Annotated in this window: 25 protein-coding genes and 1 pseudogene; 7 read left to right on the plus strand and 19 right to left on the minus strand. The window is 65.8% G+C overall.

Annotated features, from left to right (window positions below):
* Nucleotides 1–155 precede the first annotated feature (155 nt).
* Nucleotides 156–689: a MarR family winged helix-turn-helix transcriptional regulator gene (locus L1066_RS25180; protein ID WP_235739073.1), complete on the plus strand. Its 534-nt coding sequence runs from the start codon at nucleotides 156–158 to the stop codon at nucleotides 687–689.
* Here the strand turns inward: L1066_RS25180 and recO are convergent.
* From recO to L1066_RS25210, 6 genes are all read right to left on the minus strand, one after another.
* Entirely contained in the window at nucleotides 613–1,353 is a 741-nt protein-coding gene (gene recO, locus L1066_RS25185) for a DNA repair protein RecO (protein WP_235739075.1), read from the minus strand. The genes L1066_RS25180 and recO overlap by 77 nt on opposite strands.
* 30 nt (nucleotides 1,354–1,383) lie before the next feature.
* Nucleotides 1,384–2,004, minus strand: coding sequence for an MOSC domain-containing protein (locus L1066_RS28225; protein ID WP_235739076.1), 621 nt, complete (start codon nucleotides 2,002–2,004; stop codon nucleotides 1,384–1,386).
* Between the two features lie 245 nt (nucleotides 2,005–2,249).
* Nucleotides 2,250–3,005: an SDR family NAD(P)-dependent oxidoreductase gene (locus L1066_RS25195; RefSeq protein ID WP_235739078.1), complete on the minus strand. Its 756-nt coding sequence runs from the start codon at nucleotides 3,003–3,005 to the stop codon at nucleotides 2,250–2,252.
* Entirely contained in the window at nucleotides 3,002–4,261 is a 1,260-nt protein-coding gene (locus L1066_RS25200; protein WP_235739080.1) for an acyl-CoA dehydrogenase family protein, read from the minus strand. Before L1066_RS25200 ends, L1066_RS25195 begins: the two co-directional genes overlap by 4 nt.
* Nucleotides 4,262–4,282: 21 nt before the next feature.
* The gene (locus L1066_RS25205) at nucleotides 4,283–5,353 is read right to left on the minus strand and encodes a phosphotransferase family protein (protein WP_235739081.1); all 1,071 of its coding nucleotides are present in this window, start codon (nucleotides 5,351–5,353) and stop codon (nucleotides 4,283–4,285) included.
* A gap of 31 nt (nucleotides 5,354–5,384) precedes the next feature.
* A complete protein-coding gene (locus L1066_RS25210; RefSeq protein ID WP_235739083.1) occupies nucleotides 5,385–6,038 on the minus strand; it encodes a TetR/AcrR family transcriptional regulator in 654 nt (217 codons plus the stop codon).
* A 128-nt stretch (nucleotides 6,039–6,166) separates the two neighbouring features.
* On the opposite strand from L1066_RS25210, the gene L1066_RS25215 reads away from it, so the two are divergent.
* From L1066_RS25215 to L1066_RS25230, 5 genes are read left to right on the plus strand one after another with little or no spacing between them, the layout of a single operon-like run.
* Nucleotides 6,167–6,808, plus strand: a complete 642-nt coding sequence (locus L1066_RS25215; protein WP_235739084.1) for an enoyl-CoA hydratase/isomerase family protein — start codon at nucleotides 6,167–6,169, stop codon at nucleotides 6,806–6,808.
* Nucleotides 6,805–6,972, plus strand: a complete 168-nt coding sequence (locus L1066_RS25220) for a hypothetical protein (protein WP_235739085.1) — start codon at nucleotides 6,805–6,807, stop codon at nucleotides 6,970–6,972. The genes L1066_RS25215 and L1066_RS25220 overlap by 4 nt, the downstream gene beginning before the upstream one ends.
* 5 nt (nucleotides 6,973–6,977) lie before the next feature.
* A complete protein-coding gene (locus L1066_RS28230; protein WP_312008785.1) occupies nucleotides 6,978–7,586 on the plus strand; it encodes an enoyl-CoA hydratase-related protein in 609 nt (202 codons plus the stop codon).
* Entirely contained in the window at nucleotides 7,565–7,888 is a 324-nt protein-coding gene (locus L1066_RS28235; protein WP_312008787.1) for a Clp protease/crotonase-like domain-containing protein, read from the plus strand. Before L1066_RS28230 ends, L1066_RS28235 begins: the two co-directional genes overlap by 22 nt.
* Nucleotides 7,885–9,036, plus strand: a complete 1,152-nt coding sequence (locus L1066_RS25230) for an acyl-CoA dehydrogenase family protein (protein ID WP_235739087.1) — start codon at nucleotides 7,885–7,887, stop codon at nucleotides 9,034–9,036. The genes L1066_RS28235 and L1066_RS25230 overlap by 4 nt, the downstream gene beginning before the upstream one ends.
* A gap of 91 nt (nucleotides 9,037–9,127) precedes the next feature.
* On the opposite strand, the gene L1066_RS25235 is transcribed toward L1066_RS25230, so the two are convergent.
* The 4 genes and pseudogenes from L1066_RS25235 to L1066_RS25255 form a co-directional block, all read right to left on the minus strand.
* Nucleotides 9,128–10,321, minus strand: coding sequence for an IS30 family transposase (locus L1066_RS25235; protein WP_249224046.1), 1,194 nt, complete (start codon nucleotides 10,319–10,321; stop codon nucleotides 9,128–9,130).
* A gap of 385 nt (nucleotides 10,322–10,706) precedes the next feature.
* Nucleotides 10,707–13,411 (minus strand): annotated as a pseudogene (locus tag L1066_RS25245) (indolepyruvate ferredoxin oxidoreductase family protein).
* Nucleotides 13,408–13,641: a hypothetical protein gene (locus tag L1066_RS25250; RefSeq protein WP_235739089.1), complete on the minus strand. Its 234-nt coding sequence runs from the start codon at nucleotides 13,639–13,641 to the stop codon at nucleotides 13,408–13,410. Before L1066_RS25250 ends, L1066_RS25245 begins: the two are co-directional and overlap by 4 nt.
* Nucleotides 13,629–14,126, minus strand: a complete 498-nt coding sequence (locus tag L1066_RS25255; RefSeq protein WP_235739090.1) for a hypothetical protein — start codon at nucleotides 14,124–14,126, stop codon at nucleotides 13,629–13,631. Before L1066_RS25255 ends, L1066_RS25250 begins: the two co-directional genes overlap by 13 nt.
* 144 nt (nucleotides 14,127–14,270) lie before the next feature.
* On the opposite strand from L1066_RS25255, the gene L1066_RS25260 reads away from it, so the two are divergent.
* Entirely contained in the window at nucleotides 14,271–15,422 is a 1,152-nt protein-coding gene (locus L1066_RS25260; RefSeq protein WP_512699736.1) for a PucR family transcriptional regulator, read from the plus strand.
* 86 nt (nucleotides 15,423–15,508) lie between these two features.
* Here L1066_RS25260 and L1066_RS25265 read toward each other — a convergent pair whose 3' ends face one another.
* From L1066_RS25265 to L1066_RS25305, 9 genes are all read right to left on the minus strand, one after another.
* On the minus strand, nucleotides 15,509–16,291 hold the full coding sequence (locus tag L1066_RS25265) for a 2-keto-4-pentenoate hydratase (protein WP_235739093.1): 783 nt from the start codon (nucleotides 16,289–16,291) through the stop codon (nucleotides 15,509–15,511).
* 61 nt (nucleotides 16,292–16,352) lie between these two features.
* Nucleotides 16,353–17,366, minus strand: a complete 1,014-nt coding sequence (locus L1066_RS25270; protein ID WP_235739094.1) for an NADP-dependent oxidoreductase — start codon at nucleotides 17,364–17,366, stop codon at nucleotides 16,353–16,355.
* On the minus strand, nucleotides 17,363–19,090 hold the full coding sequence (locus L1066_RS25275; protein WP_283095614.1) for a dihydroxy-acid dehydratase: 1,728 nt from the start codon (nucleotides 19,088–19,090) through the stop codon (nucleotides 17,363–17,365). Before L1066_RS25275 ends, L1066_RS25270 begins: the two co-directional genes overlap by 4 nt.
* Before the next feature lie 50 nt (nucleotides 19,091–19,140).
* On the minus strand, nucleotides 19,141–20,238 hold the full coding sequence (locus tag L1066_RS25280) for an enolase C-terminal domain-like protein (protein ID WP_235739097.1): 1,098 nt from the start codon (nucleotides 20,236–20,238) through the stop codon (nucleotides 19,141–19,143).
* 4 nt (nucleotides 20,239–20,242) lie between these two features.
* Entirely contained in the window at nucleotides 20,243–21,247 is a 1,005-nt protein-coding gene (locus L1066_RS25285) for an oligopeptide/dipeptide ABC transporter ATP-binding protein (RefSeq protein WP_235739099.1), read from the minus strand.
* Nucleotides 21,240–22,274: an ABC transporter ATP-binding protein gene (locus L1066_RS25290; RefSeq protein WP_235739100.1), complete on the minus strand. Its 1,035-nt coding sequence runs from the start codon at nucleotides 22,272–22,274 to the stop codon at nucleotides 21,240–21,242. The genes L1066_RS25285 and L1066_RS25290 overlap by 8 nt, the downstream gene beginning before the upstream one ends.
* Nucleotides 22,271–23,215, minus strand: a complete 945-nt coding sequence (locus tag L1066_RS25295; protein WP_235739102.1) for an ABC transporter permease — start codon at nucleotides 23,213–23,215, stop codon at nucleotides 22,271–22,273. Before L1066_RS25295 ends, L1066_RS25290 begins: the two co-directional genes overlap by 4 nt.
* Nucleotides 23,185–24,129, minus strand: a complete 945-nt coding sequence (locus L1066_RS25300; RefSeq protein WP_235739103.1) for an ABC transporter permease — start codon at nucleotides 24,127–24,129, stop codon at nucleotides 23,185–23,187. The genes L1066_RS25295 and L1066_RS25300 overlap by 31 nt, the downstream gene beginning before the upstream one ends.
* 60 nt (nucleotides 24,130–24,189) lie before the next feature.
* Nucleotides 24,190–25,713, minus strand: a complete 1,524-nt coding sequence (locus L1066_RS25305) for an ABC transporter substrate-binding protein (protein ID WP_235739104.1) — start codon at nucleotides 25,711–25,713, stop codon at nucleotides 24,190–24,192.
* Between the last annotated feature and the right edge of the window lie 6 nt (nucleotides 25,714–25,719).

The raw sequence follows: 25,719 nt of genomic DNA on the forward strand, positions 1-25,719 counted from the left end.
ACGATCGCGACGTGCCGGGGCACCAGGTCGCGCGGGATCGGGGGCGGGGTGGCGCCCGACGGATGGGGCGTGGGACGACGAACCGGTGAACTCACGCCGACAAAGATAGGCGGTGTGGGCCGGCGATCCACCGTTGATCGTCTAGGGTCGAAGTTGTGACTGGCAGCAATGATGCGATCGAGCAGGAACTCTTCACGCTTTTCCGGCGGAGTCAGGCGATCCACATCACCACGCGCTCGGGTGACATCCGTCTCGATCGCTCGAGCTACGGCATCCTCTGCCTTCTCGATGACCACGGTCCGCAGCGTCTCGGCGCCATCGCCTCCCGCTTCCGGCTCGACCCCTCCACGATCACCCGCCAGGTGCAAGCCGTGGAGCGCGCCGGCCTCGTCGAGAAGAGCGTCGACCCCGCGGACCGCCGCGCCAGCCTCCTCGAACTGACCGAACTCGGCCGGGAGACGATCGCCCAGGCACGCTCCCACCGTCGCCGCATGCTCGATGCGATCCTGGCGGAGTGGAGCCCCGCTCAGCGCGAGGAGTTCCTCCAGGCACTCACCCGCTTCAACAGCACCGTCGACGGCTGGATCGAGGCCGGCCACATTCCCGGCACCGTCAGCGAGGCACGTGCGCCAGGGACCGCAGCCCCCGCTCCAGATGCCACTGCACATAAGCAGCAACGAGACCAGTAGCCTCCCGCAGGTGGCGGGGTTCGGTCGCAGCAACCACCGCCCAGTCACCGGCCAGCAACGCGCCGAGGAGTCTCACGGTCTCCGCCGCGGGATTGGCCGATCCGGGCAGCCGGCAGGTGGAGCACAGGACGCCACCGGCCGAGGGGTTGAACCAACGGTGCGGACCGGGAGCGTCGCAGCGGGCACAGGTGTCGAACGACGGGGCGTAGCCGGCCACCGACAGCGAACGCAGCAGGTAGGAGTCGAGCACCTGCCCGGCGCCGCGCTCCTGGTCGCCGCCTTCGGCGGTCAGCGCCCGCAGGCCACCCACGAGCAGCAGGAACTGCTGCGGTGAGGGCTGGCGCTCCTCCGAGATCAGTCGTTCGGCGGTCTCGAGCATGGCGGTGCCAGCGGTGTAGCGGTCGTAGTCCAAGCCCAGTCGGGACTGGAACGGCGTCAGGGTCTCGGCCTGCGTGATGGTGTCGAGATTGCGGCCCTCGGCCAACTGGAGATCGACGTGGGTGAAGGGCTCCAGCCGCGAACCCCAACGTGACGTGGTGCGTCGTACCCCCTTGGCCACCGCGCGCACGAGTCCCTGGGATCGGGTCAGGAGGGTGATGATCCGGTCGGCCTCACCCAGCTTGTGGGTGCGCAGCACGACGGCCTCGGCGCGATAGAGGGGCACAGGACGATTGTGCCCCTCTCACCCGGCGAATCAGCGCAGCACCACCGCGTCGCCGGCAGAGATCGTGCCCGGCGTCACCACGTCGAAGTAGACGGCGAGCTTGGCATCGCGCTCACGGCCGAGGGTCTTCAGCAGCGTGCCGTGCTCGGAGGCGCCGTCCTGCTCCAGATCGACCATCCGGCAGCGGGTGATCCTCTTGGCGCCACGCAGGACCACCTCACCGATCCGCACCTCACGATCGACCCACGCCTCCTCGACGAACGGTTCATCGGTCTCGACGACGAGGTTGACGCGGAAGTGCCGTGGGTCCACGGGAGCGGCGTCACCGACGAGATCAGCCAGGGCCCGCAGGCTGGCGGTACCCACCAACGAGATCGAACCGGCATCCATGTGTGGCGTCGCTTCCTCGCGGCCGAAGCCCACCGCCGTGCCGATGTGGTCGCTCAGCACTCGATCGACACCCGGCTCGTCGACACGACGCCACGTGGCGTCAGGAAAACGCACTTCGGGTACGTCGGCACTCCAGCGGGTGCCCAGCTCGAAGATCCGGTCGAGACGGCGGAAGCGGCGGCCGTCCTTGCCGGACCCGAGCTTGCCTTCGGGATCGACCACGGCCCAGGCCCGGTCACCGGCGATGCCACGATCGTCCACCTCGGCGGAGGTCAGCGCCTCTCCCCGCAGGACTTGATCGGATAGCGACGGATGCTGAGGACGGCGGCCACCCGCACCAGCCTAGTGGTGGTCCGGCTCGTCTGGTGACCGGTGTCTCCACCGCCCGTCGGCTACCGGGTGGGCCGGAGCCCCACGTGACCACGGACCTCGATGGCGCGAGTTCATGGGGGATGATCATCAAGCCCCGCGTTCCTCAGGCCAGTCCCGCCCAGCATTCGTCGATGTCATCGGTGCGTCTGCCCGTCGTCGACCTTGATGATCGTGCCGGTGACCGCCTCGGATGCCGGCGAGACCAGGTAGAGCAGGGTCGAGTCGAGTTGTTCCGGCAGACCGAGCCGCTTGCGCGGGAAGCCGGTCGTCACGTCGCCGACCCGCGCCACCATGCCGTCCATCATCTCCGAGGAGAACGCCCCCGGCGCCACGGCGTTCACGTTGATGAGGTTGCGGGCCCACTCCACGGCGAGGGTCTCGGTCATCCTGCTGACCGCCGCCTTGGAGGTGCAGTAGAGCGCCGCGCCCTCGCCGCTGTAGTGATAGGCGCTCATCGAAGAGATGTTGACGATCCGCCCGGGAAGCTCGGCCGCGATCAGGCGGCGTGCCACCTCGGTGGACATCAACCACGGACCTCGCACATTGGTGTCCAGCACCGCGTTGACCAACTCCAACGACATCTTGTGCGCTCGCGCTGCGTCCGGGATCCCGGCGTTGTTGACCAGGATCCGCGGGACGCCGAGCTCGTCGACGACGCTCTGCACGCAGGCGGCGATCGACTCGGGATCGGCGACGTCGAGGCGGACGCCGTACGCCGTCCCACCGTCCGCGTTGATCGAGTCGGCCACAGCCGCGATCCGTTCGGTACGTCGTCCGGTCACCGCCACCGCGGCGCCGGCGGCCGCGAGCACCCGAGCGAAGCGCTCGCCGAGTCCGGCGGTCGCTCCGGTGACGATGGCGACCTGGCCCGCGAGCTCTCCCGCGGTCACGGGCGCAGCTCCGAGCCGCGGCCGAGCTCGGTCCTGGCGATGGTGCGCAGGTGCACCTCGTCAGGTCCGTCGAAGATTCGCATGGCCCGGTGCCAGCCATACATTGCCGTCAACGGAACGTCGTCACTCACGCCCGCGCCGCCGTGCACCTGGATGGCGCGGTCGATGACCTCGAGTGCGACCCGCGGCACCGAGACCTTGGCCATCGACACGTAGGGAGCGGCCGCCTTGTTTCCGTGCTTGTCGATCACCGCGGAGGCGTGCTGGCACAGCAGTCGCGCCTGCTCGATGGAGAGTCGCGACTCGGCCAGCTGCTGCTGCACCATGCCCTGGTCGGCCAGCGGCTTGCCGAAGGCGACCCGGCTCTGCACCCGCTCACTCATCAGCTGCATCGCCCGCTCGGCCGCACCGAGCGCCCGCATGCAGTGATGGATCCGGCCGGGGCCGAGACGGGCCTGCGCGAGGGCGAATCCGGAGCCCTCCTCACCCAACAGGTTGGCAGCGGGCACTCGCACGTCCTCGAAGAGCACCTCGCAGTGCCCGTGCTGATCGTGCCGCCCGAAGACCGGGACGTCGCGCACGATGGTGACTCCCGGCGTACCTCGCGGAACCAGAACCATCGACTGCTGCAGGTGTCGGGCGGCGTCGGGATCGGTCTTGCCCATCACCACGAACACCTTGCAGCGCTCGTCGGCCGCTCCGCTGGTCCACCACTTGCGCCCGTTGATCACATACTCCGCCGCTTGCCCTGAGCCCGTCGAAGGGTCGCGCACGATGCTGGTCTCGATGTTGGTGGCGTCGGAGGAGGCGACCTCCTTCTCGGTCATCGCGAACGCCGAGCGAATCGTGCCGTCGAGCAGTGGCTGCAGCCACTGCTGCTTCTGCTCCGGCGTGCCGAAGAGGTGCAGCAGCTCCATGTTGCCGGTGTCGGGTGCCTGGCAGTTCAGCGCCTCCGGTGCGAGCTCCAGACTCCAGCCGGAGATCTCGGCGAGCGCGGAGTAGTCGAGCTGGGAAATGCCCGACTCAGCGGGCAGGAAGAGGTTCCACAGCCCGCGCCGCTTCGCCTCGACCTTGAGCTCCTCGACGACCGGTGGCACCGTGTGGTCGTAGGGGCCGCCGGCGGCGCGGTGCGCGTGGTAGGCCGCTTCGGCGGGGAACACCGAGGTGTTCATGAAGTCCACCAGCTCGGCGCGCAGCTCACGTGCCCTGGCCGACGGGGTGAGGTCGAGGCCGAGGCCGTCATGGGTGGGGTTCATCGGATCCTCCTGGTAGAGATCTCAGAGTCCTGCGCGGTCTGCGCGGTCGCGGGCGCGAGTGAGCAACGGGCCGACCATGTCGCCGATGTCGTCGAACCAGTCGCCCACGGTCGTCCCCTGGAGGTGGCGGTGGTGGATCTGCTCGAGGATGACGGCGATCTTGAAGTCGGCGAAGACGATGTACCACTCGAGGTCGTCGACGTCGATGCCCCGGCGGTCTGCGTAGAGTGCGACCACCTCGTCGGCGCTGGGGAAGCCTTCGTGGGCCGTCGCGCCGGCGGTGATCGGGTTGTGGAGCCTCCCTACCTCGTCCCAGAAGCTGATCAGGACACCGAGGTCGGCGAGAGTGTCGCCGAGGGTCGACATCTCCCAGTCGAGCAGGCCCAGGATCCGGCTCGGATCGTCGTGGTCGACCATGAGGTTGTCGATCTTGAAGTCGCCGTGCACGATGCCCGGGAACCGCAGCGGCGGCATCGACCGGGTGAGTCGTTCGACGAGCTCATCGACCTCGGAGCGCTCCGAGGTCTTGATCTCGTGCCATTGCCGACCCCAGCGCGAGACCTGGCGCTGGAGATATCCCTCTGGCCGGCCCCAGTCGGCCAGACCGACGTCGGCGGGGTCGATCGAGTGCAGGGCGACCAGCGTGGTCACCATGCTCTCCGTGAGCGCGCGGCGTTGCTCGACGGACAGCGTTCCGGTGTCCTCATGCGTGCGGTAGGTGCGTCCCTCGAGCATGTCCATCACGTAGAACGGCGCACCGAGCACCTCCGCGTCCTGGCAGTGAGCCACCACCATGGGCACCGGAACGGCGGAACCGTGGAGAGCGCCCATCACCCGCGCTTCGCGCGACATGTCGTGTGCGGACTGCAGGATCTCGCCGTAAGGCGGACGCCGCAGGATCCAGTGCCGGCTCCCGTCGGAGACGTCGTACGTCGGGTTGCTGCGTCCCCCGGCGATGAGCCGGGCGGTCAGCGGGCCGGCCGGGCCGTGCGGCAGTTCCTTCACCAGGTAGTGCTCCAGCGCCCGCAGGTCGAGGAGATCACGCTCCTCCGCCGCGTCGGGCGCCTCCCGCGTTGTGCTCGCGTCGACCATCTCCGCACTCCTATCCAAACGAACGTTTGGATCACAATAGGGCGCAAGATTCAGACCGACAACCCCCTGCGAAGGTCATCCGGCCCCGAATCGCGGCAGCCGACCGTGCCCAGCGCCAGATCGACGTAGCGCTCCGCCATCTCTGCCGGAGAGACCTCGCCCCCTGCCGGTACCAACTCGCCACCGAATAGCCCATGTTGATCACCGCGCGCGCAGCTTCGCGTGGATGTGTCGTCGCAAAGTCGCCCACCTCGACCCCTCGAGTGATCACATCGTCGAACATGCGTTGCTGCTCGTCGCGCAGTCGCACCACGATCCTGCGCCCGACATCGTCGAGACTGCGCAGCTCCGAGGAGCCGATCTGCGCCTCCTCCTGCCGGTCGGTGTGGAACAGAATCCATGCTCTGACCAGTGCAGATAGCTGTTCGCGCGGCGTCCGGCCAGCAGCAAGCAGGGCCGAACGGGTGGCCGAGATGACATCACTCATCGTCTCGACCATGATCTCCTGCAACACCTCCTGCTTGGAGGGGAAGTGGTGATAGATCGAGGCCACCGTCACGTCAGCACCGCGCGCGATGTCGCGCATCGACGTGCCGTGATACCCGACCTCGTTGAACCTCTCGACGGCGGCCCGCAGCACCGGCGCCTTGCCGTGTCGCGGCTTGCCCTGAATGGCCTTGGCCATGATTCCCCCTTCGCGCACCACCTCGGCGGACCGCCTCAGCAAACCAGAATGATCAACCTCGTCTCAACCCTAGTCATTTAAGTGATCGTTTGTTTAGATAGCGATAGGCACACGAACAGGAGGCCCTGATGTCCCCACCAGTGGTGGTCACCGACCCCGCTCCCGGCGTCCGCATGATCACGCTGTCGCGTCCCGATCAGCTCAACACCCTCGAGGTCGAGTTGGTGTCCGCCCTCCACGCGGAGCTCGATCGCGTCGCGCGTGCGCGCGACGTGCGGGTCGTCGTGCTGACCGGGGCTGGTCGCGCCTTCTGCGCCGGACTCGACCTGAACGGCTACGGCGACCCCGAGCGGATCGACGAGCAGGGATTCACCTTGGGCACGCTGGACCGCCAGCGCGAGATCGCCCGGCTCGTGGAGAAGATCAACGCACTCCCCCAGCCGGTCATCGCTGCCGTCAACGGAGCCGCCGCGGGCGGCGGACTGGCCCTTGTCTGTGCAAGCGACATCAGGATCGCCGCCGAGCCGGCGGTCTTCGCCGTCGGGTTCATCCGGGCTGGTTTCTCCGCCTGCGACATCGGCATCTCCTGGCTGCTCCCCCGCGTCGTGGGCGCCGGCAACGCACACGAGCTGATGCTCACCGGCCGTCGCTTCGACGCCGCCGAGGCCCACCGCATCGGCTTGCTCACCCAAGTGGTGCCGGCGAAGGAACTGCTCGACGTCGCCCTGGCCAAGGCCGCGGAGATCGTGCGGAACCCCCTGCGTCGGTGACCCTGACCAAGCAGGGCATGTGGATGGCCCTGGAGATGCCCAATCTGAAGACGGCGATCGAGTTCGAGAACCGTCAACAGGTGATCGCCGCGCTCACCGAGGACCAGCCCGAAGCCATGCGTGCCTTCCTGGAGAAGCGCGCTCCCGACTACAAGCACAGGTGACCTGAGTGGAGACCCTCCGCTACGCCGTCCAGGACGGCATCGCGACCATCACGCTCAACCGGCCCGACCGGCTGAACGCCTTCACCGACGAGATGGAGGCGGAGCTGATCGAGGCGTTCGATCGAGTGGACGCCGACGACGACGTCCGCGCCGTGATCCTCACCGGCGCCGGTCGTGGCTTCTGCGCCGGGATGGACGCGGTAGACGGCGGTGACGCCTTCACCGCCTGGCGCACGAGCGGCACAGCGCCCGCCGGCACCCAGTACGACGTACCCGGCGACGAGTTGCCTCGCCGGCGGGACGGAGGCGGCCGAGTCGTGCTGCGGATGTTCGAGTGCCGCAAGCCGATCATCGCGGCCGTCAACGGCGCTGCCGTCGGGGTGGGCGCCACCATGATCTTGGCAGCCGACATCCGGCTGGCGTCGGAGAACGCGAAGTTCGGCTATGTCTTCACCCAACGCGGCGTGATCCCCGAGTCCTGCTCATCGTGGTTCCTCCCCGCCTGGTCGGGATGCAGACCGCTCTGGAGTGGGTCTTCACGGGCCGGGTCTTCCGTGCCCCGGAGGCGCTCGAGCGGGGCCTCGTGCGCTCCGTGCACGCAGCCGAGGAACTGATCGACGCCGCCACCCGCATCGCCCGTGAGATCGCCGACAACGCAGCTCCGGTCTCCGCGGCGATCGCACGACAGCTGCTGTGGCGCATGCAGGGCGCCGACCACCCGATGGTGGCCCACCAGATCGAGTCGTTCGGCCTGAACCTGCGCGGCGTCAGCGCCGACGGCCGCGAGGGCTTTGCCTCCTTCCTGGAGAAGCGGCCTGCCGACTTCCCCGACCGGGTCACCACCGACCTGCCCGACATCTTCGCCACCTTTCCTGCCCCCGCCTTCGACCCGACCACCCTGGAGGATCCCCGATGAAGCGCACGCTCTACACCGACGACCACGAGGCCTTCCGCAACAGCGTCGCGGCCTTCGTCGAACGCGAGGTGGTGCCCAACCTCGAGCGCTGGGACGAAGATCGCATCATCGACCGCGACGTGTGGCTCGCCGCCGGCAAGCAGGGCCTGCTCGGGCTCGCCGCCCCGGAGGAATACGGCGGCGCGGGCGGCGACTACCGCTTCCGCAACGTGATCCTCGAGGAGTTCGCGAAGGTGCACGCCACCTCGCTGGCCTCGAGCTTCTCGCTGCAGGACGACATCGCCATCCCCTACATCAACGAGATCGGCAACGACGAGCAGAAGCAGCGCTGGCTCCCCCGTATGATCGCCGGTGAGCTGATCGGCGCCATCGCGATGACCGAGCCCGGCACCGGTTCCGACCTGCAGGGCATCAAGACCTCCGCCCGCCAGGTCGAGGGCGGCTGGGTGATCAACGGAGCCAAGACCTTCATCACCAACGGCATCAACTCCGACCTCGTGATCACGGTTGCCAAGACCGACCCTGCTGGCGGGCCGCGTGCGTTCACGCTCTTCGTCGTCGAGCGGGAGATGGAGGGCTTCTCCCGAGGCCGCAAGCTCAAGAAAGTCGGCCTGCACGCCCAGGACACCGCCGAACTGGTCTACGAGGACGTCTTCGTGCCGACCGAGAACGTGCTCGGTGAGATCGGCGGCGGCTTCGGTCAGCTGAAGAACATGCTGCCCCTGGAGCGGCTCTCCATCGCCGCCCACGCGGTGGCCGTGGCCGAGGCCGTGCTCACCGACACGATCACCTACACGAAGGACCGCAAGGCCTTCGGCCAGCGCATCGCCGACTTCCAGAACACCCAGTTCGAGCTCGCTGAGATGCAGACGATCGTCAACGTGGCCCGGGTGTATGTCGACCAGGCGATCCTGGCCTTCAACGCCGGCGAGCTCACCGATGTCGACGCGGCGCAGGCCAAGTGGTGGACCTCCGACCTGCAGAACGACGTGATCGACCGCTGTCTGCAGCTGCACGGCGGCTACGGCTTCATGCTCGAGTACCCGGTCGGTCGTGCCTACCAGGACGCCCGAATCCAGCGCATCTTCGGCGGCGCCAACGAAGTCATGAAGCTGATCATCGGCCGCAAGATCGTTGGGCGTCCCTGAACGGCGCCGCGCGGCCCTTCCAGGGCCTCGCATCGCAGAGGGCCCCGTACGCCGTCGGCGGTTTCTAACGGTCCTCGCAACACCTGATGGTTTAGACGGCTGTCAGTAGATCACGCAGACGCTCGGCTGGAGTTTTCCAGCCGAGCGTTTTGCGTGGCCGGCGGTTGAGCTTTTGCGCGACTAGCTCGAGGTCTTCGGGGCCGTGGACCGCTAGGTCGGTGCTCTTGGGGAAGTACTGGCGCAGCAATCCGTTGGTGTTCTCGTTCGATCCGCGTTGCCACGGCGAGTGCGGGTCGCAGAAGTAGACCGGTACGCCGGTCGCGATCGTGAACTGCTTGTGTGCGGCCATTTCGCAGCCCTGGTCCCAAGTCAGCGAGCCCCGAAGATGTTCCGGCAGACTCGCGATCAGCGGGATCAGAACGTCACGAACCTCCTCGGCCGTATGGCCACCGGGCAGGTGACCAAGCATCACGTAGCGGGTCGAGCGTTCGACCAGGGTCACGATCGCGGACTGCGAGTTGGTGCCGACGATGAGGTCACCTTCCCAATGCCCTGGCACGGCACGGTCGGCGACCGCGGCCGGGCGCTCGCTGATCATGATCATCGGGTCACTGAACCGCTGGGTGCGTTGGTCGGGTTGCCGGTGCGGCTTGCGGCGGGTCCGTCCGGTCCGTAATGCCTGGGCAACTTCACGCCGCAAGCCACCGCGGGCCTGGACATAGATCGCCTGGTAGATCGTCTCTGTGCTCACCCGCATGCTCTCGTCGGTGGGGAACTTCTCGACCAGAGCGTGACAGATCTGTTCGGGCGACCACTGATCCTGCAGTTTGGCTGCTACATAGCGGCGCAGCGGACCTTCCGCGGCCAACTTGCTGGCCTTGGGACGGCTCCGCGAAGCAGACCACGCCCGGTGCGCGGCGTAGGGGCGGTAGACGCCGTCGCGTGAGCGGTTGTCCAGTTCGCGCTTGATGGTCGATGCCGACCGACCAAGCTGCCTTCCGATCTCACGCAGCGAGGCATTGCCCCGGCGCAGGTCGGCGATCTTCTCTCGCTCGACGAGCGTGAGGTACCGCGGATGTAACTGGGCTTCCAACGCCGAGACTGTCGGCGCTTGCTGTCCCTCGACATGGGTGCTCACCCCTGTCTTGTAGTTCACCCACCGACCATCGGGGTGCAGGCGCGAGCCGTTGATCTTCCGAATTCCCTTGTCCCAGTCCTGTGCAGTGCGGGGGTTGACCCCGACTCGGGCGGCAGCCACAAGGCGTCGAACTCCTGCCGCACGCAACCGGTCGTACTCCCCACGCCCTGGGTGCGGGCCGGTACCGGGCTTGCCACGACCACGAACGCCCGCCCTGCGGGCCCATCCATAGGCAGTGTTCCGATTCGCTCCGACCGCACGGGCAGCGGCCGTAACGCTGCCGCCCTCACGATCAAGAGCCTCGAAGAACAGCGCCTTCAACTCCTCAGAAACCACGATCCCCGCAACCCCTTGAAACTCAAGGTGTTGCGGGGATCGCTAGAACCCAAGGTCGCGTACGGGGCCCTCTTCATCGCCTCCGTCACCGGACGCCGCGAACCAGTGGGTTCGCGGCGTCCGCGCTCTTAGGACGACATCTTCCACTTCCCCACCAGGTCCACCAGCGTCGGCGTGGGGCCAGCGACGCCCAGCTTCACCGCAGCTTCACCGCGGCGGTCCAGGTACGCACGCAGATTGCGCATCTTGACGTCCTCGTAGCCGCGGATGTCGGCGGGCAGCCCGAGCAGCGCGACCACCTCGTCGTAGGGGAGGCATCGAGCGTCTTCACGGCTCCTGTGCTCAGCGCCACGTAGTCGTCGACCAGAGCCCGCTCGATCCGGCGGAGCAGCATGTGGCCGAAGACGTCGAAGGGCGTGCCACGCAAGAACCTCATCTTGGCCAGCAGCACGAAGACCGGCGCAAACCACGGGCCGAGCGTGATCTTTCGCTTCATCCCGAGGGTCTTCAGGATCGGGGGTGCAGCTTGTAGGAGACCTTGGCTCCTTCACCGAACTCCTGCTCGGCTGCCGACACGGAGTCGAGATGCAGACGAGCGACCTCGTACTCGTCCTTGTAGGCCATCAGCTTGTGCAGGTTCTCGACCACGGCCGTGGTGACACGGAACGTGCCGTCGCCGTGCTGGCGGTCCTGGTCGGCCACGACCTGCACTCGCCTGAGCCAAGTGTCGGCGTACCGGCCGCTCTGGAAGCCGACGAGGTCGACGTACCGGCGCGTGATGAGAGCACCGAGCTCAGCGGGGAGCCTGAGCTCCTGCACCTTGGCGACCGCCTGCTCGGTCACCTCAGCCTCGGGAAGCAGCGCGTCAACGAGCCCGGGGTCAGCAGCGATGGCGCGCCCCCAGGCGAACGCCGCGAGCGTCGACTCCACCGCGACGCCCTGCCTGCGGATCGCCTCCTCGACAGAGGTTGGCTGCAGCGGCAGCGCTCCGGTCTGCACAGCGGCACCGAGCATCAGCGCATTGCCCGACATGTGATTGCCGGTGATCGCCAGCGCCAGCGCCTGAGCGTCGAAGTACTGGTTCGCTCCGGCACGCGTCGTGTCGTCGATGATCGACCGCAGCTGGGAGAAGGCCGGGTACGGCGTGCTCGGATCGATCGCCATCTCGGCGTTGGGCACCTGGCTTGAGCTCGCGACCACGACGGTGCGCTCGGGCGAGAGAGGTGCCAGGTTGTCCGGCGTCATCATCGCCAGCAGATCGAAGGCGAGCAGGACATCGGCAGCACCCGCCTCGATCGAAGCAGAGGGCTCCGGCTCCCCTTCGGGAAAGACCTGGACCTGCGAGATCACCGGGCCGGCCTTGATGGTGCCACCGGTCAGGTCGAGTGAGCGGGTACGTCGTCCCTCGATCAGCGCCGCCTCGGCAATGATGTTGGAGACCGAGATGACTCCCGTGCCGCCGATGCCCGCCATGTGCACGGCGAAGCGCTCCTGCCGCGAGATCGCCGGCTCAGGAACCGCGGGCGCTGCTGGAATGGAGCGCTTCGTCTTCTTGGCGTTCTTCGTGTCGACCTGGAGGAAGGATGGGCAATCACCGTCCATGCAGGCGTAGTCCACGTTGCAAGAGGACTGATGGATCGCCGTCTTGCGACCGAACTCCGTCTCGATGGGCTGCACGGAGAGGCACTGGGACTTCGCGTTGCAGTCTCCGCATCCCTCACACACGCGATCGTTGATGAGGACCTTGGTGGTCGCGCGTTCGGGCATCTCCTTGATGTGACGGCGGCGGTCCGCTGCGCACTGCTGGTCGTGGATCAGCACGGTGACGCCCGGATGATCGGCCAGTTCCCTCTGGACGTCGACGATCTCGTCCCGCGGACGGACCTTGACGCCTCGCGGCAGCGACCGACGCTTGTACTTGTTCGGCTCGTCGGTGGTGATGACGACCTTGGAGACGCCTTCGGCAAACAGGCTCTTGACGATCTCGGGCACAGCCATGCCACCGGACACGTCCTGACCGCCGGTCATGCCGACCACGGAGTTGTAGAGCAGCTTGAAGGTGATGTTCACCTCCGCAGCGATCGCCCACCGGATGGCGAGGCTGGCCGAGTGGTGGAACGTGCCGTCGCCGACGTTCTGGATCATGTGCTCGGTGGAGACGAAGGGAGCCATGCCGATCCACTGGGCTCCCTCGCCCCCCATCTGGGTGTAGCCCGAGATGTCGCCGTACTCGTCCCGATCGACGATGAGCCCCAGGATGTGGCAGCCGATGCCCGCTCCGACCTTGGCGTCCTCAGGCGCCTTCAACCCGGTGCTGTGCGGGCACCCGCTGCAGAAGAAGCCGGTGCGCGCCGTGGCCAGCGGCAGCATGGTGCGCAGTCCGGGAGCGATCGACTTCGGCGGACGGAGATCCGTCACGCCAAGATTCCTCAACACCGGGCGCAGGGAGTCCGCCAGAAGATCCGGGCCGAACTCCCCGTGTGCCGGAAGGATCGCGTTCGCGGCGTCAGACTTGCCGAGGACCCGGGGAGCCCCGGGGTCGCCGTACCACGCTTCCTTGACAGCAACCTCCAGCAGCGGTCGCTTCTCCTCGACCACGATGACGGTGTCGACTCCTTCGCCGAACTCTCGCCACTCAGCCGCTGCGATCGGGAAGAGCACTGAGACCTTCTTGATTCGGATACCCGCCCGGTCGAGAGCGAGATCATCGAGACCGAGCAGCTCCAGCGCCTCGCGAAGGTCGTAATAGGTCTTGCCCGGTGCGACGATCCCGATGCGTGCGCCGGGCGCAGGAACCGTGACCGGGTTGAGGTCGTTGAGTCGTGCGTATTCGGCCGCGACCTGGTGGCGCAGCGCCATGTCCCTCTCGGCCGCCACCATGTTCACGGAGGCGTCGTTCACTCGCAGCGCGGGGACGAACGGCCTCCCTCGTCCTCGACGTCGGGGAGCACGGGGTCGAAGTCGCCGGTGCGGACCAGACCGGAGCCGTCGGCGACCGGGGTCACCACCTTCAGTGAGGTCCACAGCCCGCTGGCCCGGGATATCTCGTAGGCGTGCAAGCCCAGATCGATCACCTCTTGGGTGGTGCCGGGGAAGAAGACCGGGATTCCCCAACTGATCAGGGTGGGCACGGAGTCGCTTGGATACATGGTGGCGTTGGGCTTCGGGTCGTCACCGGCAACCAGCACCACGCCACCGTGACGCGAGGTGCCACGCATGTTGCCGTGGTGCAGCGCATCCCCGCCCGGTCGACGCCAGGCGCCTTGGCATACCAGAGCCCGAAGACGCCGTCGACCGTGGCTGCGTCGTCGGCCCCGACCGTCTGGCTCCCCCAGATCGCGGTCGCCGCGAGCTCCTCGTTGAGGCCGGGGCGGTGGTGGATGCCTTGAGCGAGGAGCTCTTCCTTCTGCTCCTCCAACAAGTCATGGATCCTGCCGATCGGCGATCCCGGGTATCCCGACGCAAGTCCGCCGGTGTTCAACCCCGCACCCTTGTCCAACCGAGCACGCTCGACGAGGAGACGGACGAGGGCCTCCATGCCCGTGAGCCGCTCGACAGGCGTTGGGCCGGGAACCTCAGCGCCGGCAGCGGGCGTGAGATCGACGGTCTGGGACATGGAGGGCCAACCCTTCTTTGCTGCGACCGCACGGAGGCCGCGTGAGAACGCATGCGACCAGCGCACGTGATAGAACTCTCACAGCATTCCATGCGGATCTCTCAAAAATAATTGACGGAGACGACATTCTCCGGAGGAAAGACTGTGGATTCCACAAGAAGTAGTCATCTCGTTGACCAACTACTCGACGAAGCTCTCCATGACGTCGACCATCTGACCGATCTCGTCGTCGCCGCCATCCGGTCCCGGGCCCGATCGTTGGCCGACTTTCCTTACGACCAGCACATAGCCGACAGCGTGCTCAGTATCAGAACCATGCTCATCGGGCTGCGCAACGGCGACGGACCGACCGCTGAGGCCCTTGAGCACGCAGCAGCCATCGGCCGAGACCGCGCCCGGTTCGGGATCCCTCTCGTGGACGCGATCGAGGGCTACCACGTCGCGGCCGCGGAGATCTGGGGCTATCTGTTCTCCCGCGCAAGCGAGCGTGGGCCCGCGTGGATTGCCGAGCTCTCCAGCGCAGTTGCTCCTCTGTGGGCCGTCGTCAACCGAACCAGCACCAGCTTCACCACCGCCCATGCAGCCGAGACCGCTCGCCTTGCCGCGGGCCAGCACCAGGTCCGCAGTCGCCTCGTGGCACTCCTTGGCGGCAACTCCCCCAACTCGGGACTGGTGACCGCGCTCTTCGATCAGCTCGGATTCGATGCGCAAGGAAGTCTCACCGTCCTACTCACCGGCCAAGCCACCCCTCCGGTGATGGAGGCCCTGCAGGAACAGCTCGGCACTCTTGACGGCGTCGCCCATTGCGCCTTGGATCCGGAGGCACGCATCCTGCTGATCGGACAGGACATCGACCTGCAGAACCTGGCCGAGATGACCCGCGATCTGACCGACCTCCGCGTGGGCGTCGGCCTGACACGCACCGGAGCCCAGGGGGCCGCAATGAGCCTCACCGATGCCGGTCTGGCGCTGGCGGCCGCGACTCGCGCCCAGCCAGTCGTTCGCTTCTCCAGTGACTGGTTGACGGCCATCTTCACCTCCGAGGCCCACCGACTCGAGCCGCTCCTCCGCTCGAGTATCGACACGGCAGGAGCACATCCACATCTGGCCGACGCCGTCACCGCCTTCGCCGCCCACAGGTTCTCCCTGACTGCCGCAGCACAGGCACTTCACGTGCACCCGAACACCGCCAAGTACCGCCTCGCCCGTTGGGAGGAACTGACCGGCTGGGACGCGCTCACGGGCGACGGTCTCATCCGGTCCTTGATCGCCATTCGACTGTCCGCCCAAGACTGAACCGTCTCTGATCGCCCTGCAGCACCGCGGTGTCTCACCGAAACTTGGGCCACAGCCGTCCACACTCGAAGCGCATTGCTCGAACCTCAGGCGCCATGGACGAAGTCCACCTCGACCGCACCTGCATGGCCGAAGTTGGCGGAGAATCTCCCGGCGGTCGCGTGCGCCGGGACAGTGAAGGTCCCTGAGGAGACAAGGGCGCCGACAGGGGCGACGCGATGCTCCCCATGTAGCCAGTTCAGCAGCCACGACAGGGCCCTCAGCGGAGATCCATAGACATCCCCTGCCCGTCCCTCACGGGTGCTTCCATCAGGGAGCGTGAGCGTGCACGTGATCGAGTCGATCTGCGCAGCCGAGAACGTCTGCCACCCGGATGCGACCGCGATTCGGAAGCTGGCCGCGTTGTCGGCGACCAGAGCTGCCCTGGTGATGTTCGGTCGCTCTCCTACGGGCCACCAGTCAGCGAAGCGTGATTGTGGGATCTCGATTGCCGCCGCGACCTCGACGCAGTCCGCCAGCTCCGCCAACGACGAGTGGTGACTCACGTCCCTGGTGATTCTGAAAACGAGTTCAGGCTCCACCAGGGGTCCGTTCGCCTCATCCAACGAGACGAACTCGGGGGCAGGAAGGAGCGCAGAGGCGAGCAGGACGCCGCTCATTGGTTGGTCTGGCCCATTCGTGCCGCTGAGCTTCCACCCGACAGGATGCGATTGCTCGTCCAGGAGTCGGTTGGCAACGGTCAGGGCTTGAACCCGATAGGCGTCGTCCAGGCAGAGGTCGTGGAACGCCTCAAGCATCGGGACGGGGCGCGATGTGTCGTGGGACTTCGCGAGGTGCGCGGCAAGGTCACGGACAAGGTGGTGGTTCACGCTGTAGTCCTCAGAGCTGGAGATTGGGCGAGCAGCGGAACGGCTTTCGCTGATTCCCGCATCACTGTTCCGCGGCGGTGAGGCGCACAACGGTCTTTCCCGTGGTAGCACCCGACAGCATTGCCACGAAGGCCCTCGGCATGAGGTCCAGACCATTGATCACCGTCTCGCGAGTCACCATGTCTCCACTGCTGACCCAGGGAGCGACCTCGGCCAGGAACTGCTCACGGAGCGACAGGTGATCTGAGGTGATGAAACCCCGCATGGTCAATCGTTTCCGCGTGACGTGGACGAGGTTGTCGGGCATCGGACTTGGTCGCGACTCGTTGTAGAGCGAGATTGATCCACACATCACCAGTCGACCGAAATCGTTCATCACCTCGAGCGCAGCGCCAAGGTGGTCACCGCCGACATTGTCGAAGCCGAGATCACACCCCTGGGGCATCACTCTTCGCAGTGCCACACCGATGGGCTCTTCCCGATAGTTGATTGCCGCGTCGAAACGAAGTTCGTCGCACAACCAGGAGGCCTTCTCGGTCGAACCGGTGCTACCCACCACGCGTCCAGCACCGCGAAGTCGAGCGATCTGGCCCGCCACGGAACCGACCGCACCGGCCGCTGCCGACACGAACACCTGATCGCCAGCAGTCACGGACTCGATCACGTTGAGCCCGATCCAGGCCGTGAAGCCCGTGATGCCGAGCACGCCCAAGTGATGGGTCAGCGGGACGTCGAGGTCAGGCAACAGCGTCACATCGGCAGCTGGCAAGAGCGCATGCTCTCGCCAGCCAGCACGGTGGAGGACCTGAGCACCAAGCGGCACCGTCGGATCGCCCGATCCGATCACGGTGCCCACGGCTCGCCCCTCCAGCGGCGCGTTCAATTGGTAGGGCGGGGTGTAGGACGGAACGTCATCCATCTTGGGACGCATGTAGGGGTCCACTGAAAGTGCGCTGTTCTCGATCAGCACCTCTCCAGGTCCCGGCTCAGACAACTCCGCTTCGACGACCCGGAACAGTTCCTCATTCGGCCAGCCTCGAGGCCTGGAGGTCAGGTGAATCTCACGCGTCCTCATGTGCCGCTCCTGTGCACGTGCGCGGTGGCCATGCTGTCCGGCAACTGTCGGGCGCTACGGGTGACTGCGCCGTCCGACGCCGACCCGACAAGTGCGGCGTATTTCGCAAAGACGCTGGAGGACGCCGTCGATTCTGGTGCCTTCCAAGACTCGCGTCTTCTCGTCCACTCCACGACCGGCACGTCGATGTCGATCCGCCGCTCCGCAGGATCGATGGTGATCCGATCACCGGTCATGACCAGTGCAAGCGGGCCACCCACCGCAGCCTCGGGAGCGATGTGGCCGATGGCGTAGCCATGGGTGATTCCGGAGAAGCGACCGTCGGTGAGCAGAGCCACGTCATCGAGATGTCCACGACCGACGATCGCCGCAGTCGTCTTGGACGTCTCAGCCATGCCGGGTCCGCCGACTGGACCCTCGTTGCGGATGACGACGACGTCCCCCGAGGTCACAGCCCCTGCTTGCACACCGAGGTACGCCTCGTGTTCGGACTCGAAGACGACTGCCGGTCCTTCGAAAGGCGGCGCGTCGGTCCCCGTTGCCTTGAGCACGGCCCCCTCAGGCGCAAGATCACCGTAGAAGATGCTCCAGCCGCTCGACGGAGCCAACGGCCGGTCCGTGTGCGCGACCACCGTCTGGCCAGCAGAGGGCAATGCCACGTGCCGAAGATGCTCTGCCAGCGTGCGGCCATCGGCAGTGGGGACCTCGCCGTTCAACAACCCAGCGCCCAAGAGCGCTCTCATGACAGCCGGCACGCCGCCCGCTGTCCCGAGGTCTTCCATGAAGTGCCTTCCCGAAGGCAAGAAGTCTCCGATGCGTGGAGTTGCGGCGCTGATCCGGTGGAAGTCCTCGAGTTCCAGCTCAACCCCAGCCTCGCGGGCAATGGCCATCAGGTGCAGAACGAGATTCGTTGAACCGCCCAGCGCAGCCGTGACCGCGATGGCATTGAGCAGCGACGCACGACTCACCAGACGCCGAGGAGTGGTGCCCGTGCGCAAGGCCTCCATCGCCAGCACTCCGGTGTCGTACGAGGCGCGGCTTCGCTGCTCGCTGACTGCCGGGATGCTGGACATGCCCGGCACCGCGAAGCCGAGTACCTCCAAAGCCGTGGCCATCGTGCTCGCGGTGTACATCCCCGTGCAGGCGCCAGAGCCGGGGCAGACGGCTCGCTCCATGGCCCGCATCTGATCGAGGGACATCTCCCCCGCGCTGTACTTGCCGACTGCCTCGGCCATGTCCTGGATGGAGACATCTCGGCTCTCGCAGACACCCCGGGCCATGGTGCCACCGAAGAGATAGACCGACGGAATGTCGGTGCGCACCATGCCGAGAGCAGCACCGGAGTTGGTCTTGTCACAGGCGGCGATCGTGACCAGTGCGTCGAAGGCATACGCCTCGGCTGCAAGCTCGATCGAGTCCGCGATGACCTCCCGGCTGACCAGCGAAGCGCCACCCCGCGCCAGCACAGCGTCACTGACGGCGATGGTGTTGACCTCCAGTGGGGTGCCTCCCGCCGCCCGAACCCCTGCTGCAACATCGACTGCGACCTGGCGGAGATGGTTGTTGCAGGGCATCGCCCCACTCCAGGTGTTCGCGATCCCTACGATCGGTCGGTCGAAATCCTGATCGCTGAGACCGAGCCCACGGAGCATCGCTCGCGCGCCCCACCGACCCTCTTCCGTCAGGGCCTTGCTTCGGGCTCGCAGTTCTCGCGTCGAAACCATCGTTCGGTGCCCTCCATCGGCGGAAGTGGTCGGTTCTGCGACAATGCGTGTCAGAGGTCGGCGATCTTGTACTCGTTCACGTAGTCCCAGTCGATGTTGACCCCGAGGCCAGGGCCTTCCGGCGCCAGCGCATAGCCGTCGGCGTCGACCTGAACCGGCTGATCCACCCCGAAGTGGAAGGTCTCGGTCGGCACGAGTTGCTCGAAGAACTCGGTGTTCGGAAGCGAGAGCGCCACGTGCAGCGCAGCGGCGTCCATCATGGGGTTTGGGTTGGTGTGGATCTCCAGGTTCTTGCCGAATGCCTCGGCGAGAGCACCGATCTTCTTTGTGTGGGTGATGCCGTAGGTGAACGAAGGATCCGCGCGGACGATGTCGCAGGCGTTCGAGGCAACGAACTCGGCACGCGAAACAAGTCCGCCCTCATTGGTCTCCGTCCCAGCCACCCGGATGTCAAGCTTCTCAGTGAGCATCCGGTAGCCCGCCAGGTCGTAGTCACGAAGCGGCTCCTCGTACCAGTGGTAGCCCAGCTCTTGGAGTGCGTAGCCGACCTTGAGCGCGTCCGCGTGGTCGTACGCCGCCACAGCGTCCACCATCAGCTTGAAGTCACTCCCCGTCGCTTCACGTACGGCGCGGCAGCATTCGATGTCGAAGTCGGCCTCGCCGAGGACATGCAGCTTGTAGCCGTGATAGTTCAACTTCTGGAACGTCACCGCTTCCTCGACGAACGCATCGACGCTGGTGTGGGTCATCGAGCTTGCGTACGTCGGGATCTTGGTACGGAAGGTTCCCAGCACCTCATGGATCGGCGCGTTGCGGATCTTGCCGTAGAGATCCCACAGCGCCACGTCGGCGGTGCCGACCATGAACAGCGGGCTGAACCATAGACGGTTCATGTCCCACATGTCCTTCCAGATCGCCTCGCGCTCGAGCGGATTGCGGCCAATCAGCATGGGCTTGATCGAGGAGGCCAGGTAGTGACCCATCCCCATGCCTCCGCCGAGACTGAAGGTCTCACCGATGTGGCCCTCATCGGTGATGACCTGCAAAGCGACGATGTCACTGGTGAGGTGCTGCATCGACTGGCCCTTGATCTTCGTCCCGTCGCCGGGGCGGCGGAACACGGTGACCTTGACATCTTCGATCTTCATCTGACTACTCCGTTGTGAGGGCGACGGTGGCGGCATGCTTGGGCATGCCTGCCTGGACTGGGAAAGCATCGATGTGGTGGCATCTGGACGACCCGCCCCCGGCGTTGGGGACGACGGGTGGCGCCGTCGTGGTGCACGTCGTGGTGGCGAGTGGGCACCGGCTGGCGAAGATGCAGCCGGTGAAGGGCTTGAACTGGTTGGGAGGTTCTCCGGTGATCAGGATCCGCTTCCGGCTCTCCCGACCGACCGGATCAGCGATCGGCATCGCGGACGTCAGGGCCCGTGTGTAGGGATGCGCAGGTTGCGTGTGCACTCTCTCGGTCGGCCCCTGCTCGACAACTCGGCCCATGTACATCACTGCGGTCTCGTCTCCTAGCCACCTCACGACACCGAGGTCGTGAGAGATGAAGACGTAGGCCAGTTCGTGCTGCACCTGCAGGTCGTTGAGAAGCACCAGGATCTGGTTCTGGGTCGACACGTCCAGCGCGCTGACCGCCTCATCGAGGAGTAGCACCTTTGGATTGGTCGCGATCGCTCGAGCGATGGCGATGCGCTGGCGCTGCCCTCCAGAGAACTCATGCGGGAACCTGCGCGCTGCATCCACTGGCAGCCCAACGCTGTCGAGCAGTTCAGCGATCCGCCTGGACCGATCGACCCGGGACATCTTCTCGTGAACGATGAGCGGTTCCTCGAGTGAGCTTCCCACTGAGGAGGAGGGGTCCAGTGAGGAGTAGGGGTCTTGGAAGACCATCTGGATGTCGCGCCGCTGTGCGCGGCGCGGCTTGGTGAAGTCCTCGCCGAGCAGCGTCACCGAGCCCCCGGCAATCGGCAGGAGTCCTGCCATTGCCCGCGCCAACGTGGACTTGCCGGAGCCCGACTCACCCACGATGGCAAGGGTGCGTCCAGGGGCGACTGACAAGCTCACCTCCGAGACGGCACGCATCCGCTTGCGCTTTCCGAAGTCGACGCTGACCGACTCCACACTCAACGCGGGCGCAATCTCAGACATGGAGGACTCCTTCCGGGCGAGAGGGCTCAACCTTCAGATCGATCTCGCCATGCCGGACGCAACGCACAGCATGCGCTTCCTCTACTTCGACCAGGTCCAACGACGCCGCACAGTCAGCTGCGGCGAAGGAGCATCGAGGGGCGAAGCGACAGCCAGGTGGGAAGTCCACCGGACGGGGCGGTGCGCCCTGAATCGAGTAGATCTGGTCTGCACTGTGCCGAGCGCCCGTCGGCATCGACTTCAACAGACCGTGCGTGTAGGGATGTGCTGCGTCGGAATAGAGATCGTGAACCGAGGCCTGTTCAACGATGTTGCCGGCATACATCACCGCCACCCGGTCGGCCACCTCAGCCACGACGCCCAGGTCATGGGTCACGAAGATCATGCCCATGCCCGTGTCGCGCTGGAGCTCGCGGAGCAGGTCGAGGATCTGGGCCTGGATCGTGACGTCGAGAGCTGTCGTGGGCTCGTCCGCGATCAGCAGCCGCGGTTCGCAGCAGACCGCCATCGCGATCATGATCCGCTGCCGCATGCCGCCTGAGAACTCATGAGGGTAGGCGCGCGCACGTCGGGCGGCCTGCGGGATCCCGACCGACTCCATCGCGCGAATCGCGACAGTGAACGCCTCACGACGACCTAGGTTCTTGTGGCGGCGCACCACTTCGGCGATCTGTTCTCCCACGGTGTACGCCGGATTCAGGCTCGTCATCGGCTCCTGGAAGATCATCGAGATGCCCGCACCGCGAATCCGGTTGAGTTCCCGGCGCTTCATGGCCAGCAGATCGTGCTTGTCGAAGGTGATGGAACCCGAAGCAACCCGCGACTGCCGCGGCGGAAGCAGACGCATCAGCGACATCGACGTGACTGACTTCCCGGATCCTGACTCACCGACGATGGCGAGGGTCTCCCCACTCGCCACGTCGAGGGAGACCCCCGTCACCACTGGTGTCCAGTTGCCGCCGATGCGGAACTCCACCGTCAAGTCCTTGACGGAGAGGATCGGGGTTCGTTCTGGTGTGAGAGTCATCGGTCTGCGCCTTCCCCGGTAACACGGCCAATGGAGTCGCGGAGCCCGTCTCCGACAAGGTTCAGCGCGAGCACTGCGATCGCTAGAACCACGCCGGGCACGATCACGAGGGCCGGCTGCTGGTAGATGAAGTTGTAGCCCTGCGAGATCATCAGTCCCCAGCTCGCCTGGGGCGGAGCGACCCCGAGGCCGAGGAGACTCAGACTCGCCTCCGCAATGAGCGCCATGCCTGTCACGATCGAGGCCTGCACAAGTACTGGAGGCATGGCATTGGGCAGGAGGCGTGTACGGATCAGCCTGCCTGTCGGGGTCCCAATGCTCCGACTGGCTTCGATATAGGTCTCACCGAGAATCTCCATGACTGCGGCACGCACGATGCGTAGGAATGCCGGCGAGAAGACCAGACCGATCACGATCATGGCGTTGGTCAGCCCGGGGCCGACCGCGCCGAGCAGAGCGATCGCCAACATCAGGGGCGGCAGGCTCTGCAAGGCATCGGTGCATCGCACGATGACCACGTCGACCCAGCCACCGAAGTAGGCAGCGATGAAGCCCAAGGGGATCCCGACAAGCATCGAGACGGAGACCGCGGTGACTGCAGCGCTGAGCGCCACTCTGTCGGCAGCGATGATTCGTGAGAGCACGTCTCGACCGAGATTGTCGGTGCCGAGCAGGTGCGCCCAGTCGGAGAAGGGGGGCGCGAAGGTATTGCCCAAGTCCTGTGCGTTCGGATCCTGGGGCAGGAGCCACGGTTCAAAGATCGCCGTGAGCACGAGGACGAGGAGGATGACGAGACCGATGATGGCGGGAATGTTGCGCATGAAGCGCCGGACACCCCGAGACCGCAGCAGCCGGCCAATGGCGGCCACCGGCGAGAAGCGGCTGTCTCCGGAGACCCCGGCCACGGCGCTCATGCCACCCTCAGCTTCGGATTGAGCCATCCATACATGACATCTACTCCAAGGTTGATCATTTGGACTGCGACGGCACAAGTCAGCACGACCCCTTGGATGACAGGAATGTCGCGTTGGAGGGCAGCGTTGTAGGCGAGATTGCCCAACCCTTGAATGCCGAAGATCTGCTCGATCAGCACAGTGCTGCCGATCACCACAGCCATCTGCGTGCCCAGTGCAGTGACGCCTGGGATCGCGGCGTTCCGCAAGGCGTGTTTCAGGAGGACCACACGACCTGGCAGTCCCTTGGCCGTGGCGGTCCGCGTGTAGTCCTGAGCAAGGACGCCAACGAGAGCACTGCGCAGCTGCCGAGCAAGGATTGCCGCGGGGACCATGCCCAGCGCGATCGACGGGAGAATCAAGTGCTGTGCCCAGAGCCCTATGCCATCCTCGATGGCAACGTATCCAGTTGATGGAAACAGCTGCATCTTGTTGGCGAGGACCACGATCAGCACAAGTCCGATGACATAGCTCGGCGCCGAGAGGCTGACCGCCGTCACCACGCTCGAGATCCGGTCAGCCCACCGCCCGTGCTGCGAGCCCGAGATGACGCCCAGCGGTAGGCCGATGACGATCGCCGCGGCCAGGGCACCGACGATCAGTGACAGTGTCGCCGGCAGGCGCTGCGTGATCGCCTCGGTCACAGGCTGCGAACTGAAGAGTGAAATGCCGAAGTCGCCGGTCAGCACCGATCCGAGCCAGCTGAAGTACTGCATGTAAAGCGGCTGATCGAGACCGAGCTTCTCGCGGATGAGTGCGATCTGCGCATCACTGGGTGAGTCCCCGGCCAAAGTGACCGCTGGGTCGCCAGGAACGAGTTGGACAAGTGAGAAGGCCAGGATCGACACGAGGAAGAGCACAGGAATGATCGCAAGGACCCGGCGAATGAGGAGTTTGCCCATCGGGCTGTCCCTTCTTGGAAGGGCGGGGGCGACGGAGTTGGTCCGCCACCCCCGCTGGCACTACTTGAGCGTCACGCCGCGAGTCGGCGCGTAGGCGCCGACGTAGGAGGCGTCGTAGCCATCGATCGTGTCGGGGTTCAGCGCGAAGAGGACTTCCGGCTGGACGAGAGGCACATTCAGGACCTGGTCCGCGGCAATCTTGGTGGCCTCTTGGGCGGTTTCCTCACGAGCTGCCTGGTCGGTCGTCTCCGCCAACCGCTTGATCACGTCATCGAGTCCACCTGGTGCGTCGCCACTCGCGTTCAGCGTGCTGCCGCTTGCGAACTCCTTCTGCAGCGACTGGCCGGGGTCGGCCACTTGACCGCCGCCTCCAAGCATCGCGTCCGCCTTCTTGTCGAAGAAGTAGAGCGGCGAGAGCTGGTTGATGTCGACCGGCTTCAGTTTCATCGTGATGCCGACCTCCTTCAGCTGGCTCTGCATCAGCTCGGCGAACTGCGGATAAGGATCTGCGCCGGCCGCGAAGAGCATCTCGAACTCGAAGCCGTTCGGGAGTCCGGCCTCCTTGAGCAGGTCCTTGGCCTTCTGCTGGTCGAACTCGTAGTAGTCGGCCGGCACATCGTCCGACCCCGCCCAGAACTCCGTCGGGAAGATCGACGAGGTCGGCTTGCAACGATCGAAGTAGACGGCTTGGCAGATGGCCTCACGGTCAATGGCGTGGGCGATGGCCTGACGAGCCTTGAGGTTGCCCAGCTCGCTGCGCTGGCGGTTCGTGAAGATGTTGATGAACCAGAGCCCGGTCTTCTGCTCGACGTCCAGACCTGCACCCTTGGCCGCTTCGAACTGCGACGGCGTGAGATAGGTGATGTCGTACTTCTTCGAGGTCGCTCCGTTGAGGCGTGCCTGACCGTCACCGATCGCCTCGATCTCGATCTTGTCGACGCCTTGGGCAGCTGCGTCCCAGTATCCGTCGAACTTCTCGTACACCGCCTTCTCCCCCGGCTTGTACTCAACGAGTTCGTAGGGGCCAGAACCTGCATCCTCACTGGTGAGGTCCACGCCATCGGCGATCGCCTTGGGACTCACCATCAGTCCTCCGCGATCACCGAGTGCGGCGGGAATGGAGGAGTCGATCTCGTTGAGCTTCATGCTCGCGGTGAACTCACCAGTCACCTCCACGCCGTCGACGGCGGCGAACATGGTGGCGACGGGCGAAGAGTCGGCAGCCAGAAGACGGTCGATGTTGACCTTGAACGCGTCCGCGTTGAAGGGAGTGCCGTCGTGGAACGCGACGTCCTCGCGGAACGTCAGGTCCAGCGTGTCGTCGGTGAAGCTCCACTCAGTCGCCAACATCGGTTGCACGTTTCCGTCGGGGTCGACGTAGGTCACGGCGTCGTACATTGGCTCGGTGTAGGTCGTCAACTGCCAGATCGGGACCTCGATCGGGTCGAGAGATCCAGGCGCCAGGTGGTAGGCCACATTCAGCACACCGTCGCTGCTCGATCCGGAGGAGCTACCTCCGCAGGCCGCAGCCGCGGCCAGCAGAACGCCAGTCCCGAGTACCGCAATGCTCTTGCGTAATTTCATTGCCCA

The sequence above is a fragment of the Nocardioides alcanivorans genome, from assembly GCF_021555175.1.
In the GTDB taxonomy this organism is placed as follows: domain Bacteria; phylum Actinomycetota; class Actinomycetes; order Propionibacteriales; family Nocardioidaceae; genus Nocardioides; species Nocardioides alcanivorans.